Here is a 17341-nt window from a genome sequence, read left to right as displayed (position 1 = left end):
TGGAGGCGCATTATAGGGAGCTGCCGAGGAATGACAAGCGGAAATATGCATTTTTATTTCGACCGCTCACCTTTTCGCCAAAAAGGCTATTTCTGATGCTTTTTTATCTCTTTTGGCAGCTCTGCCAGACTATTAATCACCCAATCCGCTGCACTTTCTGCTTCTGGCGTTACGGGCTTACCGGTACGCACTAATATTTTGGTACCCACTCCCGCCGCTGCGGCCGCCTGCATATCTTCCAGCTTATCGCCCACCATATAAGAAGCAGCCATATCAATGTGCAAGAACTCCTGCGCAGAGTTAAACATGCCCGGATGCGGTTTACGGCAGTCGCAGGTCTGACGATACTCTTCTACCGTTCCCTGCGGGTGGTGCGGGCAGTAGTAAATGCCATCAAGATCGACCCCGCGATCGGCCAGCGACCAGTCCATCCATTCCGTCAGCGTCTCAAACTGCGCTTCGGTGAACTTACCACGCGCGATGCCGGACTGGTTCGTTACGACCACCAGCGCATAGCCCATCTCTTTTAGCTGGCGCATTGCCTCTATAACGCCGTCGATAAATTCGAATTCATCGATCTCATGCACATAACCGTGATCCACATTAATAGTGCCATCACGGTCGAGAAAAATTGCGGGTACTGATTTTGCCACCGGTTTGCTCCTGAAAAAGGCCTGTTGAGCTAGTATCTCATGAATCACAGCGCAATAAAGTGCTCATCGTACAGAGTTGGATTGATTTAGACGTCTGGATGCCTTAACATCCGTTTTGTTTACGGTCATCACCCGTATCTGGCAGAAGAAAATGCCACGGCTAACTTACATACGATAAAAATAATCTAATGATTAAACTTTCCAATATCACCAAAGTGTTCCAGCAGGGGAACCGAACCATTCAGGCGCTGAACAACGTCAGCCTGCATGTTCCTGCTGGTCAAATTTATGGCGTCATTGGCGCATCGGGTGCAGGTAAAAGCACGCTCATCCGTTGTGTTAACCTGCTTGAGCGCCCAACCCAGGGCAGCGTAGAAGTTGGCGGTCAGGAACTTACCGCCCTTTCAGAAAAAGAACTCACCAAAGCGCGCCGTCAAATTGGCATGATCTTCCAGCACTTTAACCTGCTGGCTTCCCGCACGGTGTTCGGCAACGTCGCCTTACCGCTGGAGCTGGATAACACGCCGAAAGAAGAAGTGAAGCGTCGCGTTACCGAACTGCTCGACCTCGTGGGTCTGGGTGATAAGCATGATAGCTACCCGGCAAATCTGTCCGGTGGGCAGAAGCAGCGTGTTGCTATTGCCCGCGCGCTGGCCAGCAACCCAAAAGTACTGCTGTGCGACGAAGCTACCAGCGCACTGGATCCGGCCACCACGCGTTCTATTCTGGAACTGCTGAAGGACATTAACCGTCGCCTGGGCCTGACGATCCTCCTTATTACGCACGAGATGGACGTGGTGAAACGCATCTGCGACTGCGTGGCGGTCATTAGCAACGGTGAACTGATCGAGCAGGACACGGTAAGCGAAGTATTTTCCCATCCGAAAACGCCGCTGGCGCAGCAGTTTATTCAGTCCACGCTGCATCTGGATATTCCAGAAGATTATCTGGAGCGTTTGAAAACCGAGGCAACGGCGGATAGCGTCCCGATGTTGCGTATGGAATTCACCGGTCAGTCCGTTGATGCCCCTCTGCTTTCCGAAACCGCGCGTCGCTTTAACGTGAACAACAACATTATTAGCGCGCAGATGGATTACGCCGGTGGCGTGAAGTTCGGCATCATGCTGACGGAAATGCACGGCACTCAAGAAGAAACCCAGGCCGCAATCGCCTGGCTGCAAGAACATCATGTAAAAGTAGAGGTACTGGGTTATGTCTGAGCCGATGATGTGGCTACTGGTTCGCGGCGTTTGGGAAACGCTGGCAATGACCTTTGTATCGGGTTTCTTTGGTTTTGTGATTGGCCTGCCGGTAGGCGTACTGCTGTACGTGACGCGTCCGGGTCAAATCATTGAGAACGCGAAGCTCTACCGTACGCTCTCCGCGCTGGTGAATATCTTCCGTTCCATCCCGTTTATTATTCTGCTGGTGTGGATGATTCCGTTTACCCGCGTGATCGTCGGCACATCGATTGGTCTGCAGGCGGCTATCGTTCCGCTGACCGTAGGCGCTGCGCCGTTTATCGCCCGTATGGTGGAGAACGCCCTGCTGGAGATCCCAACCGGTTTGATTGAAGCTTCTCGTGCAATGGGGGCAACACCTATGCAGATCGTCCGCAAGGTTCTGCTGCCTGAAGCACTGCCGGGCCTGGTGAACGCGGCAACGATTACGCTTATTACTCTGGTAGGGTATTCCGCGATGGGCGGTGCAGTTGGCGCTGGCGGTTTAGGACAGATTGGTTATCAGTACGGCTATATTGGATATAACGCTACCGTGATGAATACCGTTCTGGTATTGCTGGTTGTTCTGGTTTACTTAATCCAGTTCTCTGGCGATCGCATCGTCCGGGCTGTTACTCACAAATAACGTTACACACAACACAAACTCGATGAGTTAAGGATAAAACATGGCGTTTAAATTAAAGACCTTTGCAGCAGTAGGCGCGCTGATTGGATCTCTGGCACTGGTGGGTTGCGGTCAGGACGAAAAAGATCCAAACCATATTAAAGTGGGCGTTATCGTAGGTGCAGAACAGCAGGTTGCTGAAGTTGCTCAGAAAGTGGCGAAAGAAAAATACGGTCTGGACGTTGAGCTCGTAACCTTCAACGATTACGTTCTGCCGAACGAAGCGCTGAGCAAAGGCGATATCGACGCCAACGCCTTCCAGCATAAGCCATACCTGGATCAGCAGATCAAAGATCGCGGCTATAAGCTGGTTGGCGTGGGTAACACCTTCGTCTACCCGATTGCAGGCTACTCCAAGAAAATTAAATCGCTGGACGAACTGCAGCCGGGTTCTCAGGTAGCCGTGCCTAACGATCCAACCAACCTCGGACGCTCCCTGCTGCTGCTGCAGAAAGTGGGCCTGATCAAACTGAAAGACGGCGTTGGCCTGCTGCCAACCGTTCTGGATGTCACCGAGAACCCGAAAAATCTGAAAATTGTTGAACTGGAAGCACCGCAGCTGCCGCGTTCTCTGGACGATGCGCAGATTGCCCTGGCCGTTATCAACACCACTTACGCCAGCCAGATTGGCCTGACGCCAGCGAAAGACGGTATCTTCGTTGAAGATAAAGACTCTCCGTACGTTAACCTGATCGTGACTCGCGAAGATAACAAAGACGCGGAAAACGTGAAGAAGTTCGTCCAGGCCTATCAGTCAGACGAAGTTTACCAGGAAGCCAACAAAGTGTTTAACGGCGGCGCTGTTAAAGGCTGGTAATCTCACCTCAGTGTAATATCATCAGGACGGGCTTATGCCCGTCTTGTCATTTGTGCAGTCACCTGATTCAATATCTGACGTTTTGATTATCCATTGAGGAATTATTATGCGTGCTTTACCGATCTGTCTTTTAGCACTCATGCTGAGCGGCTGTTCTATGCTAAGCAGATCTCCTGTTGAACCCGTTCAAAGCACGGCAACCCCGCCAAAAACAGAGCCTGCAAAACCGAAAGTGGTTCGCCCTGCGCCGGTTCGCATTATCACCAAGGCTGACGAACTGGTCGGCAAACCGTTCCGTGAACTGGGTGAAGTGAGCGGTGAATCCTGTCAGGCAACCAATCAGGACTCTCCACCGAATATCCCGACTGCGCGTAAACGCATGCAGATTAACGCCGCAAAAATGAAAGCTAACGCGGTGCTGCTGCACAGCTGCGAAGTCACCAGCGGCACGCCGGGCTGCTACCGTCAGGCGGTTTGCATCGGTTCTGCGCTGAACATTACGGCGAAATGAGTGCATTTCAGTTTGAGCAAATAGGCGTTATCCACTCTCCGTATAAAGAGAAGTTCGCCGTGCCCCGCCAGCCCGGTCTGGTCACCAGCGGCAGCGGCGAGCTTCATCTTCAGGCACCTTATAACCAGGCCGATGCGGTACGCGGGCTCGAGTCTTTCAGTCACTTATGGGTGGTATTTGTTTTTCACCAGACAATGGAAGGCGGCTGGCGTCCCACCGTGCGTCCCCCGCGCCTGGGCGGAAATGCGAGAATGGGCGTGTTTGCGACTCGTTCCACCTTCCGCCCCAATCCGATCGGGATGTCGCTGGTTGAACTGAAAGGCATACGTTGCCAGAAGGATCAGGTCATCCTTGAGCTGGGCAGCCTGGACCTGGTTGACGGCACGCCGGTTATCGACATTAAACCCTATTTGCCTTTCGCCGAATCCCTCCCGAATGCGCGTGCAAGCTACGCTCAGGACGCACCGCAGGCGGATATGCCAGTCTCGTTTACGCCTGAGATAGCCTTACAGCTGAGTCAGCTGGAGAAACGCTATCCTCGCTTACGGCATTTCATCACTGAAGTTCTGGCACAGGACCCCCGTCCGGCCTACCGTAAAGAAGAGGAAGCAGGAAAGACGTACGCCGTCTGGCTGCTGGATTTTAACGTGCGCTGGCGCGTCACTGGGGCAGGTTTCGAAGTGTTTGCCCTTGAACCCAGGTAATTTTGTTCTCCTCTCTTTTGGCATCTTTGCCACACTGGTAAACTAAACCACTTTTTTTGTGTCAGGCTGGCGTTTCAGCCTGTTCCAATCGTCGAAATGGAACCGTAACAACATGCGTACTAGCCAATATCTGCTCTCCACTCTGAAGGAGACACCTGCCGACGCCGAAGTAATCAGCCATCAGCTGATGCTGCGCGCCGGGATGATCCGCAAGCTGGCCTCCGGGTTATACACCTGGCTGCCGACCGGCGTGCGCGTCCTGAAAAAAGTCGAAAACATCGTGCGTGAAGAGATGAACAACGCCGGTGCTATCGAGGTGTCCATGCCCGTGGTTCAGCCCGCTGACCTGTGGCAGGAGAGCGGTCGTTGGGAGCAATATGGCCCAGAACTGCTGCGCTTCGTCGATCGCGGCGAGCGTCCGTTCGTTCTCGGTCCAACGCATGAAGAAGTCATTACCGATCTGATTCGTAACGAGCTGAGCTCTTACAAACAGCTGCCGCTGAACTTCTTCCAGATCCAGACCAAGTTCCGTGACGAAGTGCGCCCACGTTTCGGCGTGATGCGCTCTCGCGAATTCCTGATGAAAGATGCCTACTCTTTCCATACGTCACAGGAATCGCTGCAAGAGACCTACGACAAAATGTACGAGGCTTACAGCAAAATCTTCTCCCGCATGGGTCTGGATTTCCGCGCTGTGCAGGCTGATACCGGCTCCATCGGCGGTAGCGCGTCCCATGAGTTCCAGGTTCTGGCGCAGAGCGGTGAAGACGATGTGATCTTCTCTGACTCTTCAGACTACGCGGCGAATATCGAATTTGCAGAAGCGCTGGCACCAAAAGAACCTCGCGGCGCGGCAACGCAAGAGATGACGCTGGTTGATACGCCAAATGCGAAAACCATCGCCGAGCTGGTTGAGCAGTTCAGTCTGCCAGTCGAGAAAACCGTGAAAACGCTGCTGGTGAAATCCACCGAAGGCAGCGCTTACCCGCTGGTTGCCCTGCTGGTGCGTGGCGATCATGAACTGAACGAAGTGAAAGCCGAAAAGCTGCCGCAGGTCGCCAGCCCGCTGACGTTCGCCACGGAAGCGGAAATCCGCGCCGTCGTGAATGCCGGCCCAGGCTCTCTCGGTCCGGTGAATATGCCGGTTCCTGTCGTTATTGACCGCACGGTTGCTGCAATGAGCGACTTCTCCGCGGGTGCTAACATCGACGGTAAACATTACTTCGGCATCAACTGGGATCGCGACGTGGCGACGCCAGAAGTGGCAGACATCCGTAACGTGGTTGCAGGCGACCCAAGCCCGGACGGCCAGGGTACGCTGATGATCAAGCGCGGTATCGAAGTGGGCCACATCTTCCAGCTGGGTGATAAATACTCTCGTGCGCTGAACGCCGCCGTTCAGGGTGAAGATGGCCGTAACCAGATCCTGACCATGGGCTGCTACGGTATCGGGGTAACGCGCGTGGTGGCTGCGGCCATCGAGCAGAACTACGACGAGCGCGGCATCGTCTGGCCGGACAATATCGCGCCGTTCCAGGTGGCCATTCTGCCAATGAACATGCACAAGTCTTACCGCGTGCAGGAGCTGGCCGAGAAGCTGTACGCCGAGCTGCGCGCTCAGGGTATCGAAGTGCTGATGGATGACCGTAAAGAGCGTCCGGGCGTGATGTTTGCCGATATGGAACTGATCGGTATCCCGCACACCGTCGTCATCGGCGACCGTAACCTCGACAGCGATGAGATTGAATACAAATACCGTCGCAGCGGCGAAAAACAGATGATCAAGACCGGCGATATTCTTGATTACCTGGTGAAAGCCATCAAAGGCTAAACAAAAAACCCCGCTCTGGCGGGGTTTTTTAATGGCTCAACGTCAAATTATTTACTGTTACAGTCTTTACCCGCGACAAACTTCGCGTCTTTATCTGCCACCAGCGTTTTCACCATCTCCCCGCTATCCGGGTTTGGCTCCAGCGTAAAGTGGCCATCAACCGTCAGCAATACCGGCTTGCTGTCATTGCCGCGCGCCACGGCGTAATCACGTTCAAGCTGCGCATTGTTTGCCACGCTGACTTTCTTACCGGTAGCGCAGTCGGTAAAGATCGCCGCATCCGCCATATAGAAATACATCCCCCGCATCGCCATTGGCGTGGCTGGCAGCGCCGCTTTCACCGGCGTCAGCGTGTAGTTGAGCTGGGATTCAATCGGATTGCCTTCCCGGTCGAGCATTTCCATGTTCTCACCTTTTGGGCGGAACCAGGTTTTGTCACCGGAGGTATCCGTCAGGACCAGCTTCTCCGCCGTACGCGCCCATGTCCCGTAGGTGGCAAATGAAGAGGGTTCTTTCGCGCCCTGGTAGCGCTGGTTCATCACCCAGGTACCGTCTTTTTGCAGGAACAGTGACGTTTCAATGCCTTCGCAGTCCGCGCAAGGCAATACGCCGCGCCAGCTCTGTTGCATTGGCTTTAACTCTTCATTCTGCGCTGGCTGCAAAACCTGCGTTTCAGAACGGTTGTTACACCCGAAAAGCGCAAACAATGTACTCACTGCCAGCGCTGAAAATAATGCTTTTTTCACAATGAATTCCTTATGAAAATTGTGTTCCCTTTCGTCACTCCATCGGGCGACGAACTTTACCGCGTAATGCTTTCACTGTGGATTTTTGGGCTTTCGAGGACAGCCGACGCTCTTTCGATGCGCGGGTTGGCCGCGTTGCCCGGCGGCTTTTTTGTACTGCCGTTAACTCTTTGATGACCGCCACCAGCCTGGCTAGCGCCGCTTCCCGGTTTAATTCCTGGCTGCGGTACTCCTGGGCTTTGATCACAATCACGCCATCGCTGGTGATCAAGTGATGGCTGGCGGCAAGCAGGCTTTCTTTATAATACTCTGGCAGGCTTGAGGCCCGAATGTCAAAACGCAAATGGATAGCCGTCGACGCCTTGTTGACGTGCTGCCCGCCCGCGCCCTGAGCACGGATGGCGGCGATCTCCAGCTCGCTATCAGGGATGCTGACGCTTCGGGACAAGACGATCATGACGCAGGCTGCCAGGCTGTCAGATGAATTTCCAGATTATTCTGAGAATCAGAAAGCCAGATGGCTCCGTCCTGGATCGTTGCCTGCAGCGCCATCGTCCGGCTGGCGAACTCGCTCAGCTGCGCCAGCTGTTCATCATCCAGATACCAGACGGCGAGATTTTTAAACTGCGCGCATTTATTCTTATTTTGCTGCCACCAAATCTCCGCCGCGCGCTGGTTATAGGCGAATAACGCCACTTCCGCAGACTGAGTACACGCCTTTTTAATCCTGCGCTCGTCCGGCAGACCGAGTTCAATCCATAAATCGATCCCCAGATGGTCGTTGCGCAGCCAGGCTTCAGGCTCGTCTTCCGCACTTAACCCACGGGTAAACTGCAGACGTTCATCAGCATACTTAATCCACGCCAGCAGGCGCAGCATCATACGCTCCTGTGTTTCGGAGGGGTGGCGTGCCAGCGTAAGCGACGCGTCCAGAAACTGGTTGCGATCAAGATCGGCCACGTTGACCACTGCTTTATAAATTGTCGCTTTCAGCGCCATGAGAGAACTCCATTCGAATCAGCCGCACATTGTAGCGAAAACGGAGGCAAAAGGCTGTTACCGAGTAATAAATACACCGCTATCAAGGCGCTGATATTGCTTAAATGAGTATGGTATAGTCACCTTGCTAAACCGAGTTTATCTTCGTAGGCTTAATGATATCTCACAGTAAGTCAGTGCGCTGGCGGGAGGGGATGTGAATAATTATTGTGAGTTAATTCGCAAACGGTATGCGGAAATCGCCAGCGGAGATCTGGGGTATGTCCCGGACGCGTTGGGCTGTGTATTGAAGGTGCTTAATGAAGTGGCCTCTGATGAGAGCCTTTCAGAGTCGGTCAGGGAAAAAGCAGCGTATGCTGCGGCGAATTTACTGGTGAGCGATTATGTCGATGAATGATACTTATCAACCCATCAATTGTGATGACTATGACAACCTCGAACTCGCCTGCCAGCATCATTTAATACTGACGCTGGAGCTAAAAGATGGCGAAGTGTTGAAGGCGAAGGCCAGCGATCTGCTTTCACGCAAGAATGTGGAATACCTGGTCGTGGAAGATGCCGGTGCGACGCGCGAGCTGCGTCTGGACAAAATAGCCAGCTTCAGCCACCCGCAAATCGGCACCGTCGTGGTGAGCGAATCCTGATGACACTAACGGGCAGCCAGGCTGCCCGTTACGCTTTCCGCCACTCGAAGCTGGCACCCTCTTCTGTCCACCCCTCTTCCGTGATGAACACCCCTGCAGCAGCAATCAACGTTTCACCGTAGAACAGCAGCGGCGTGGTGTCGCGCAACCACGGCGGCACGTTGTACTCCTGCCATATCTTTTTCAGCTTCCGTCCCCCGTTGCGTCCGACGATATGCAGCAAGCCGCCAGCCTTAAAGCGCACGCTGACGGGTTCACCGGGCTTTGGCAGACGCACATGCCCAGTCGGCATCAGAGAGACACTCCCCGCGTCCCGGGGCAATATCAGCGGTGCCTCTGGTGAGGTCCAGTGGAGCACCATATCGGTCAGCGAGGGGGAGTATTTTACCCACCAGAGTTTGCCTTTATAGCGTCTGACCTCATATCCACTCAGGTGTACGCAGGGGGAAGCATCTTCCCGCGCCTGCGCGACTTCGTCCCAGATACGGCTCAGCATTGCCCGCGACGGCATCGCAGCATGATGAGTGGCGAGCCAGCGACGTAACAGCGCGGCCCGACGCGCCGGGCTTATCGCCTCCAGAGGCGCAATTGCCAGCGCTCCGTCTTCTGAAATGAGGTCAGACAGCTCCTCGCTGAGTAACTCATCCAGCAGGCTTTCCTGTTCGGCACACAGCATGGCGCTTCTTGCCGTCGCGTCGGCGAAATGCGGCCAGCGCTCGCTTAAAAGCGGGAGGACGCGCAGACGCAGGAAGTTACGATCGTAGCTGTCGTCCTGGTTGCTCTCATCTTCGATCCAGCTCAGCTGATGTTCTCGCGCCCAGGCTTCCAGCGACGCGCGTGTCTCGCCAAGCAACGGCCGTAATAATTGCGTTCCGGCAAACTCTGAACGCGCCGGCATGGCGGAAAGCCCCGCGGGTCCGCTGCCCCGCTTAAGTGCCAGCAAAAAGGTTTCGCACTGATCGTCCAGATGCTGCGCCGTGACCAGCGCTTCGCCGGGCAGCAATACGCCGGCAAAAGCGGTATAGCGGGCTTTACGCGCCTGCGCCTCAATACCCAATCCTTCATCAGCAAGCGTGACGCGCTCAACGATGAGCGGGATAGCCCACGCCTCACACAAGGCTTCACAGTGCGCCACCCAATCCTCTGCATGACGGCTTAGTCCGTGGTGGATATGTATAGCCCGAAGCTGGACGCCAGGGTCCCGGTCGCGCCAGAGCTTAAGGCGATGTAGCAACACGGTGGAATCCAGGCCACCGCTAAACCCCACCAGCAGCTGGCGGTACGGTGAAACGGCTTGTGCGATAGCAGGTAAGGTCATAGGAAATTACACATAAAAAATGCCCGAACTGAGCGGGCATTATCACACAGGACAAACATTACTGCTGGTAAAGCTCCAGCGGCAGGCCGTCCGGATCGTTGAAAAAGGTGAAACGCTTATCGGTAAACGGATCGACGCGAATCGCTTCACAGGCCACGCCGTGGGCTTCCAGATGTTTTACTGCGCTATCAAGGTCATCAACGCTGAAAGCCAGATGACGCAGGCCGCAGGCTTCCGGGCGGGACGGACGCGAAGGCGGGAAAGGAAAAGAGAACAGCTCAATCACATACTGCCCGTTTAGCGCGAGATCGCCCTTCCAGGAGTCACGCTCCTCGCGGTAGGCCTCGCTCATGAGCGTAAAGCCAAGAATGTCGCAGTAGAAGGCCTTACTTTTCGCATAATCGGTGGCGATGATCGCAATATGGTGAACCGCTTTTAAACCCAGCATAGCTTCTCCTTTTTATGATGCCTGAACGTTACAACCGAAAACCCACACCTGGCAAGCGGTCACCTTTATTTTAGGACTCGCACCCAGTAAACGCCGTTTTCATCGCGCTTCGCGCCGTGAATATCCGTTTCAAAGCCTGGATAGTGACGTCCTACCGAACAGAGCATTAGCAGAAAATCGAGCACCGCCCGGCTCTCCTCGGTGATCATCTCACCCGGCATCAGCAGCGGCACGCCCGGCGGATACGGCAGGATCATGTTGGCCGATACGCGGCCAACCAGGTTTTCCAGCTCAACGGTTTCGACTTCGCCTTTCACCTGCCGCTGCCAGGCCTTGTGCGGCGTCAGCTTCATATCAGGCAGGACGTCAAACGCCTGTAGCATCAGGCGCGGCAGATCGTGCTGGCGGATCAGCCGGTGGATCCCCTGGGCCAGATCCTGAATGCGCATGTTGCGGTAAAAGTCAGGATCTTCCGCGTAGAGATCCGGCAGCATGTTCTTCACCCGCAGGTTGAGATCATAGGCGCGCTTGAACTCCATCAGCCCGCGGAGCAAACCCATCGCCCGTGTTTTATCGATCCCGATGCTGAACAGGAACAGCAGATTGTAAGGACCGGTTTTTTCCACCACCACGCCGCGCTCGTCAAGGAACTTCGCTACCAGTGCAGCAGGGATCCCCTCCTCGCCCATCACGCCCTGTTCGTCCATGCCCGGCGTCAGGATCGTCACCTTAACCGGATCGAGGAACATATGGTCCGCATCAGCATCCCGGAAGCCGTGCCAGCTCTCACCCGGCGCGACGGGCCAGCACTCCGCCTCATCGATCTCTTCCGGCTGCCAGATATCGAAGAACCAGCCGTCGGCCTCATCCTTCAGCCGCTGGACCTCTTTACGGAAATGCAGCGCCCGTTCCACCGAGCGGTTAATCAGGCGCTTACCCGGATTGCCGCGCAGCATCGCAGCCGCCGTCTCGATAGAGGCCACCAGCGGATAGCTCGGTGAGGTAGTGGTGTGCATCATAAAGGCTTCGTTAAACGTATCCTCGTCGTACTCGCCTTTAATATGGATTAACGAAGCCTGCGAAAACGCGGCCAGCATTTTGTGCGTCGACTGCGTTTCGAAAAATACCTTGCCCGGCACGCGCTCGCCGCTCATCCCGCTTTTGCCCGAGTAAATCGGGTGGAAGTTGGTATAGGGCACCCACGCGGAATCGAAGTGGATCGACGGTACGTCCAGCGTCTGCTTGATCCAGTTCGTGTTATACAGCAGACCGTCATAGGTGGAGTTGGTGATTACCGCATGGACAGGCCAGCTTGCGTCGGGGATCGCCGCAACCTTACTTTCGATGGCCTGGTGCATGAACTCCCGGCGCGGAATGCCGCCGAGGATACCGAGCGCGTTACGCGTGGGTGACAGCCAGATCGGGACGACGTCGCTCATCATCAGCAGGTGCGCCAGCGATTTATGGCAGTTACGGTCAATCAGCAACGTGCTTCCGGTTGGCGCGGCGTACATCCCGACGATTTTGTTCGAGGTCGAGGTGCCATTGGTCACCATATAGCTCTGCTCGGCGCCAAAGGTGCGGGCGATATACTCTTCGGCTTCAAGATGTGGGCCGGTGTGATCCAGCAGAGAACCCAGTTCTGTCACTGAAATCGACACGTCTGCTTTCAGGGTGTTTCCGCCGAAGAAATCGTAGAACAGGCACCCCACCGGGCTTTTTTGATAGGCCGTTCCGGCCATGTGTCCCGGCGTACAGAAGGTGTATTTCCCCTCTTTCACATAGGTGAACAGCGCGCGCGTAAACGGCGGCGTGATGTTATCCAGGTATTCACCGGTGTACTGCTGAATGCGGGTCGCAATGTCCTCGGCCACGCCGAGCGCGTATTCGAAGAACCACAGCGCCATGCGCATATCGTGCGCGCTGACGTCCATGGTCGAGTGAGTGTTGATAAAGGCGTAGAGCGGAAGGTATTCATTCAGCCTGTTGATCTCGCTGCACAGCTCCATGTCGTATTCGTCCCAGTCGAATATCACGCCACAGATGCGCGGATTATGTTCGATGAATTTCAGCAGATCGGCGCTGTTTTGCGGCCAGATCAGCTGATAACCGCGTGCTTTAAGGGCTTGCTCCAGCTCCTTGATGGGCTCGTCTTTATAAAAGACGCCGTGTGGCCCCATGATGGCAATGATGTTCATGGTTTACCTCCTTGAAAAACATCAGATAAGCATAGTTAAGGTAAACGGCAGGTATAAAAAAAGCCGCAACAATGTGCGGCTTTTCAGATAATTGTGAAGCTTACGCGTAACCGTAGGTCATCAGACGCTGGTAACGACGGTTGAGCAGGTCTTCTTTGCTCAGGACGTCCAGATCGGCCAGGTCGGCCAGCAGCTGTGCTTTCAGGGAAGCAGCCATCACTTCCGGCTTACGATGCGCGCCGCCCAGCGGTTCCGGGATAACGGTGTCGATCAACTTCAGCTCTTTCAGACGCGGCGCAATGATGCCCATCGCTTCAGCGGCCAGCGGCGCTTTGTCGGCGCTTTTCCACAGAATGGACGCACAGCCTTCCGGGGAGATAACGGAATAGGTGCTGTACTGCAGCATATTCACTTTATCGCCCACGCCAATCGCCAGCGCACCGCCAGAACCACCCTCACCGATAACGGTACAGATGACCGGAACCTTCAGGCGAGACATCTCGCGCAGGTTGCGTGCGATAGCTTCAGACTGGCCGCGCTCTTCCGCGCCTACGCCTGGGTATGCACCCGGCGTGTCGATGAAGGTGATGATTGGCATATTGAAACGCTCAGCCATCTCCATCAGACGCAGGGCCTTACGGTAGCCTTCTGGTGCTGGCATACCGAAGTTACGACGGATCTTCTCTTTGGTTTCACGGCCTTTCTGGTGACCAATGATCATCACCGGACGTCCCTCCAGACGCGCGATACCGCCAACGATAGCTTTATCGTCAGCGTATGCGCGGTCGCCTGCCAGTTCGTCAAATTCGTCAAACGCCAGGCGGACATAATCCAGGGTGTACGGACGCTGTGGATGACGCGCCAGCTGCGCGATCTGCCATGCGCCGAGATCGGCAAAGATTTTGCGCGTCAGCTCTACGCTTTTTTCGCGCAGACGATGCACTTCTTCGTCGATGTTAATATCCAGTTTTTCATCCTGACGGCTTACCGCTGTCAGAGAATCGATTTTCGCTTCCAGCTCAGCAATCGGCTGTTCGAAATCAAGGAAATTCAGACTCATAGTATTCCTGTATTAGTCAAACTCCAGTTCCACCTGCTCCGAACCAATGAGGCCACGGAGATCGTTCAGTAAACGATCGCTCGGAGAGACACGCCACGTTGCACCAAAGCGCAACCGCGCACGTGCATCCGCCCTCTGATAGTAGAGATGTACTGGAATGGTCCCCGAGCGGTGGGGTTCCAGAGACTGACGGAGTCGGTTTAAAAGCTGGTCATCAATTTGCCTGTCCGTCAGCGAGATAGCAAGCCCGCGAGCATATTTTTCCCGGGCTTCGTCAATGTCCATCACTTCGCGGGCGGTCATTTTAAGCCCCCCGCTGAAGTCATCAAAGCTGACCTGTCCGCTGACGATAAGTATGCGGTCTTTTTCCAGCAATTGCTGGTATTTATCCAGCGCGTCGGTGAACAACATCACCTCCAGACGCCCGGAACGGTCATCTAACGTACAGATGCCGATACGATTGCCGCGCTTGGTGACCATTACCCTTGCAGCAATCACGAGCCCCGCAGCCGTGGTGATTTTACCACGTTCTGTCGGATGCATGTCTTTGAGCCTGTGGCCGCCGACATAGCGCTCAATTTCTTTAAGATACTGGTTGATCGGGTGCCCCGTCAGGTACAGACCTAACGTTTCCCGCTCTCCATCCAGTACTACCTGTTCTGGCCAAGGCTGGCAGTTGGAATAGGACTGCTCGATCTGCTCTGGCTCTTCAGCCAGCACGCCGAACATATCCGCCTGGCCAATGGCTTCCGCTTTTGCATGCTGATCGGCCGCCTTCAACGCATCGCCGAGCGAGTTCATCAGCGCGGCACGGTGTGGCCCCAGCCTGTCAAACGCGCCGGACATGATCAGTTTTTCCAGCACGCGGCGGTTCAGTTTTTTGGTATCGGTACGGGCGCACAGATCGAACAGCTCACGGAAGTAGCCGCCGTTATTACGCGCTTCGATGATCGCCTCGATCGGCCCCTCACCCACGCCTTTGATCGCGCCGATCCCGTAGACGATCTCCCCGTCATCGTTAACGTGGAAATGGTACAGACCCGAGTTAATATCCGGCGGCAGGATCTTCAGCCCCATGCGCCAGCACTCGTCCACCAGGCCAACCACCTTCTCAGTGTTGTCCATATCGGCGGTCATTACCGCCGCCATAAACTCAGCGGGATAGTGGGCCTTGAGCCACAGCGTTTGATACGAAACCAAAGCATAGGCGGCGGAGTGAGATTTGTTAAATCCGTACCCGGCGAATTTCTCCACCAGGTCGAAGATTTTCATCGCCAGTTCGCCATCGACGCCGTTTTTCTTCGCCCCATCTTCAAAGATGGAGCGCTGCTTGGCCATCTCTTCCGGCTTTTTCTTACCCATCGCACGACGCAGCATGTCCGCGCCGCCAAGGGTATAGCCGGAAAGCACCTGGGCGATCTGCATGACCTGTTCCTGATACAGGATGATGCCGTAGGTCGGCTCCAGCACCGGTTTCAGGCTTTCATGCTGCCACTGCACGTCCGGGTAGGAAATCTCTTCGCGCCCGTGTTTACGGTCGATAAAGTTATCCACCATCCCTGACTGCAGCGGGCCCGGACGGAACAGGGCCACCAGCGCGATCATATCTTCGAAGCAGTCGGGCTGCAGGCGTTTAATCAGATCTTTCATGCCGCGGGATTCAAGCTGGAAGACGGCTGTCGTCTCCGAGCGCTGCAGCATGTCGAAACTTTTCTTGTCATCCAGCGGGATGGCCGCGATATCCAGCGGCGGCTCGCCGTTTTTCTCGCGGCGGGCGTTGATCATCTCCAGCGCCCAGTTGATGATGGTCAACGTACGCAGGCCGAGGAAGTCGAACTTCACCAGCCCGGCGTATTCCACGTCGTTTTTATCGAACTGGGTGACCGGGTGCTGGCCCGCTTCGTCGCAGTAGAGCGGCGCAAAGTCGGTGATTTTGGTCGGGGCGATAACCACGCCCCCCGCATGCTTACCGGCGTTACGCGTCACGCCTTCCAGCTTGCGCGCCATGTCGATCAGCGCTTTTACCTCTTCATCAGCTTCGTAGATTTCCGGCAGCTGAGGTTCGGCTTCAAAGGCTTTTGCCAGCGTCATGCCCGGATCGGGCGGCACCAGCTTTGAAATACGATCGACAAAACCGTACGGGTGGCCCAGCACGCGGCCCACGTCGCGGATAACCGCTTTCGCCGCCATGGTACCGAAGGTAATGATCTGCGAAACCGCGTCACGACCGTACATATCGGCGACGTGCTCAATCACCTGGTCGCGTTTTTCCATGCAGAAGTCGACGTCGAAGTCGGGCATGGAGACACGTTCCGGGTTAAGGAAACGTTCGAACAGCAGGTCAAATTCCAGCGGATCGAGGTCGGTAATTTTCAGCGCATACGCCACCAGTGAGCCCGCACCCGAGCCACGACCCGGACCTACCGGCACGCCGTTATCCTTCGACCACTGGATAAACTCCATTACAATCAGGAAGTAGCCCGGGAAGCCCATCTGGTTAATCACCTGGAGTTCAATATCCAGGCGTTCGTCATACTCCGGACGACGTTTTTTACGCTCTTCTTCATCCGGGAACAGGAATTCGAGACGCTCTTCCAGACCTTCTTTCGATTTCATGACCAGGAAATCTTCCGTGGTCATGTCCCCGGTCGGGAACTGCGGCAGGAAGTATTCGCCGAGGCGCACGGTCACGTTACAGCGCTTGGCAATCTCTACGCTGTTTTCCAGCGCTTCCGGAATGTCGGAGAAGAGCTCGCACATCTCCTCTTCGCTGCGCATATACTGCTGCGATGAGTAGTTCCGCGGACGCTTTGGATCGTCGAGGGTGAAGCCATCGTGGATAGCGACGCGAATTTCATGCGCATCAAAATCGCCGGACTCCAGGAAACGCACGTCATTCGTTGCCACCACGGGCAAGCCGCGCTCTTCTGCCAGCGCGACAGCAGCGTGCAGATAGTTCTCTTCATCCTGGCGGCCGGTGCGAATCAGCTCCAGATAGTAACGATTCGGGAAGTACTCTTCATAGAACGAGACGCACTGATCCACCAGCGCGCTGTTACCGCGCAGCAGGGATTTACCGACATCGCCCATGCGGCCGCCGGAGATCAGCAGCAGCCCTTCGTTCAGCTCAGCCAGCCATTCCCTGTCAATCCACGGCCCCAGCGCCCCATAACCGCGCTGATAGGCTTTTGAGATAAGCAGAGTGAGGTTTTGGTAACCCGTATTGTTCATCGCCAACACGGAGATTTGCGTCAGTTCATCGCCGATGAGATCGCTCTGCACATGGAAATCCGCACCGACGATAGGCTTCATCCCCGCGCCATGCGCCGTCCCGTAGAACTTAACCAGGCCGCACAGGTTGGTAAAATCGGTGATCGCCAGCGCAGGCATGCCAAGCGAGGCCGCCTTTTTTACCAGCGGCCCGGTCTTTGCCAGCCCATCGATCATGGAGTAGTCGCTATGCACCCGCAGGTGTACGAAACGTGGTTCAGCCATCTTCAGATCCCG

The 17341-nt window shown here is 55.3% G+C and carries 17 protein-coding genes; 8 read left to right on the top strand and 9 right to left on the bottom strand.

The genetic code is table 11. From position 1 onward, the window contains the following. Positions 1–86 precede the first annotated feature (86 nt). A complete protein-coding gene (gene gmhB / locus IM284_RS18345) occupies positions 87–653 on the bottom strand; it encodes a D-glycero-beta-D-manno-heptose 1,7-bisphosphate 7-phosphatase (RefSeq protein ID WP_028015601.1) in 567 nt (188 codons plus the stop codon). Between the two features lie 188 nt (positions 654–841). On the opposite strand from gmhB, the gene metN reads away from it, so the two are divergent. The 6 genes from metN to proS all read left to right on the top strand — a co-directional run bounded on the left by metN (position 842) and on the right by proS (position 6421). Continuing rightward, positions 842–1873 (top strand): methionine ABC transporter ATP-binding protein MetN, encoded by a 1032-nt coding sequence (metN, locus tag IM284_RS18340; protein WP_028015600.1) that lies wholly within the window; start codon positions 842–844, stop codon positions 1871–1873. Continuing rightward, complete coding sequence (locus tag IM284_RS18335) at positions 1866–2519, top strand: methionine ABC transporter permease MetI (RefSeq protein ID WP_003856130.1); 654 nt, start codon at positions 1866–1868, stop codon at positions 2517–2519. Before metN ends, IM284_RS18335 begins: the two co-directional genes overlap by 8 nt. Positions 2520–2559: 40 nt before the next feature. Next, positions 2560–3375, top strand: a complete 816-nt coding sequence (metQ, locus tag IM284_RS18330) for a methionine ABC transporter substrate-binding lipoprotein MetQ (RefSeq protein ID WP_014168729.1) — start codon at positions 2560–2562, stop codon at positions 3373–3375. A 106-nt stretch (positions 3376–3481) separates the two neighbouring features. Next, positions 3482–3886 carry an Rcs stress response system protein RcsF gene (rcsF, locus tag IM284_RS18325; protein ID WP_008501883.1) on the top strand — a complete coding sequence of 135 codons (405 nt, stop codon included), beginning with the start codon at positions 3482–3484 and terminating at the stop codon, positions 3884–3886. Then, the gene (gene tsaA / locus IM284_RS18320) at positions 3883–4590 is read left to right on the top strand and encodes a tRNA (N6-threonylcarbamoyladenosine(37)-N6)-methyltransferase TrmO (RefSeq protein ID WP_041911179.1); all 708 of its coding nucleotides are present in this window, start codon (positions 3883–3885) and stop codon (positions 4588–4590) included. The genes rcsF and tsaA overlap by 4 nt, the downstream gene beginning before the upstream one ends. 112 nt (positions 4591–4702) lie before the next feature. Beyond that, positions 4703–6421: a proline--tRNA ligase gene (gene proS / locus IM284_RS18315; protein WP_028015597.1), complete on the top strand. Its 1719-nt coding sequence runs from the start codon at positions 4703–4705 to the stop codon at positions 6419–6421. A 47-nt stretch (positions 6422–6468) separates the two neighbouring features. On the opposite strand, the gene nlpE is transcribed toward proS, so the two are convergent. Genes nlpE through IM284_RS18300 form a run of 3 tightly spaced genes read right to left on the bottom strand, consistent with a single transcriptional unit; the run spans position 6469 to position 8166 of the window. After that, positions 6469–7167 (bottom strand): envelope stress response activation lipoprotein NlpE, encoded by a 699-nt coding sequence (gene nlpE / locus IM284_RS18310; RefSeq protein WP_048960338.1) that lies wholly within the window; start codon positions 7165–7167, stop codon positions 6469–6471. Between the two features lie 34 nt (positions 7168–7201). Continuing rightward, positions 7202–7624 carry an alternative ribosome rescue aminoacyl-tRNA hydrolase ArfB gene (gene arfB / locus IM284_RS18305; RefSeq protein ID WP_028015595.1) on the bottom strand — a complete coding sequence of 141 codons (423 nt, stop codon included), beginning with the start codon at positions 7622–7624 and terminating at the stop codon, positions 7202–7204. After that, the gene (locus tag IM284_RS18300) at positions 7621–8166 is read right to left on the bottom strand and encodes a YaeQ family protein (RefSeq protein ID WP_047367365.1); all 546 of its coding nucleotides are present in this window, start codon (positions 8164–8166) and stop codon (positions 7621–7623) included. The genes arfB and IM284_RS18300 overlap by 4 nt, the downstream gene beginning before the upstream one ends. 196 nt (positions 8167–8362) lie before the next feature. On the opposite strand from IM284_RS18300, the gene IM284_RS18295 reads away from it, so the two are divergent. Both IM284_RS18295 and rof read left to right on the top strand, forming a co-directional pair. Beyond that, entirely contained in the window at positions 8363–8563 is a 201-nt protein-coding gene (locus IM284_RS18295) for a YaeP family protein (protein ID WP_008501889.1), read from the top strand. Next, positions 8550–8810 carry a Rho-binding antiterminator gene (gene rof, locus IM284_RS18290; protein ID WP_028015593.1) on the top strand — a complete coding sequence of 87 codons (261 nt, stop codon included), beginning with the start codon at positions 8550–8552 and terminating at the stop codon, positions 8808–8810. The genes IM284_RS18295 and rof overlap by 14 nt, the downstream gene beginning before the upstream one ends. Before the next feature lie 28 nt (positions 8811–8838). On the opposite strand, the gene tilS is transcribed toward rof, so the two are convergent. The 5 genes from tilS to dnaE form a co-directional block, all read right to left on the bottom strand. Then, positions 8839–10128 carry a tRNA lysidine(34) synthetase TilS gene (gene tilS, locus IM284_RS18285; protein ID WP_047367364.1) on the bottom strand — a complete coding sequence of 430 codons (1290 nt, stop codon included), beginning with the start codon at positions 10126–10128 and terminating at the stop codon, positions 8839–8841. Positions 10129–10186: 58 nt separating this feature from the next. After that, positions 10187–10576 (bottom strand): VOC family protein, encoded by a 390-nt coding sequence (locus IM284_RS18280; protein ID WP_047367363.1) that lies wholly within the window; start codon positions 10574–10576, stop codon positions 10187–10189. A gap of 65 nt (positions 10577–10641) precedes the next feature. Further along, a complete protein-coding gene (locus IM284_RS18275; RefSeq protein WP_047367362.1) occupies positions 10642–12774 on the bottom strand; it encodes a lysine decarboxylase LdcC in 2133 nt (710 codons plus the stop codon). Positions 12775–12874: 100 nt separating this feature from the next. Then, positions 12875–13834, bottom strand: coding sequence for an acetyl-CoA carboxylase carboxyl transferase subunit alpha (gene accA, locus IM284_RS18270; protein WP_047367361.1), 960 nt, complete (start codon positions 13832–13834; stop codon positions 12875–12877). Between the two features lie 12 nt (positions 13835–13846). Next, positions 13847–17329: a DNA polymerase III subunit alpha gene (gene dnaE / locus IM284_RS18265; RefSeq protein WP_041911187.1), complete on the bottom strand. Its 3483-nt coding sequence runs from the start codon at positions 17327–17329 to the stop codon at positions 13847–13849. Between the last annotated feature and the right edge of the window lie 12 nt (positions 17330–17341).

This window comes from Enterobacter cloacae complex sp. P12RS (assembly GCF_014895875.1).
Lineage (GTDB): Bacteria > Pseudomonadota > Gammaproteobacteria > Enterobacterales > Enterobacteriaceae > Enterobacter > Enterobacter bugandensis.
This window is presented reverse-complemented; position numbering and strand designations above follow the sequence as displayed.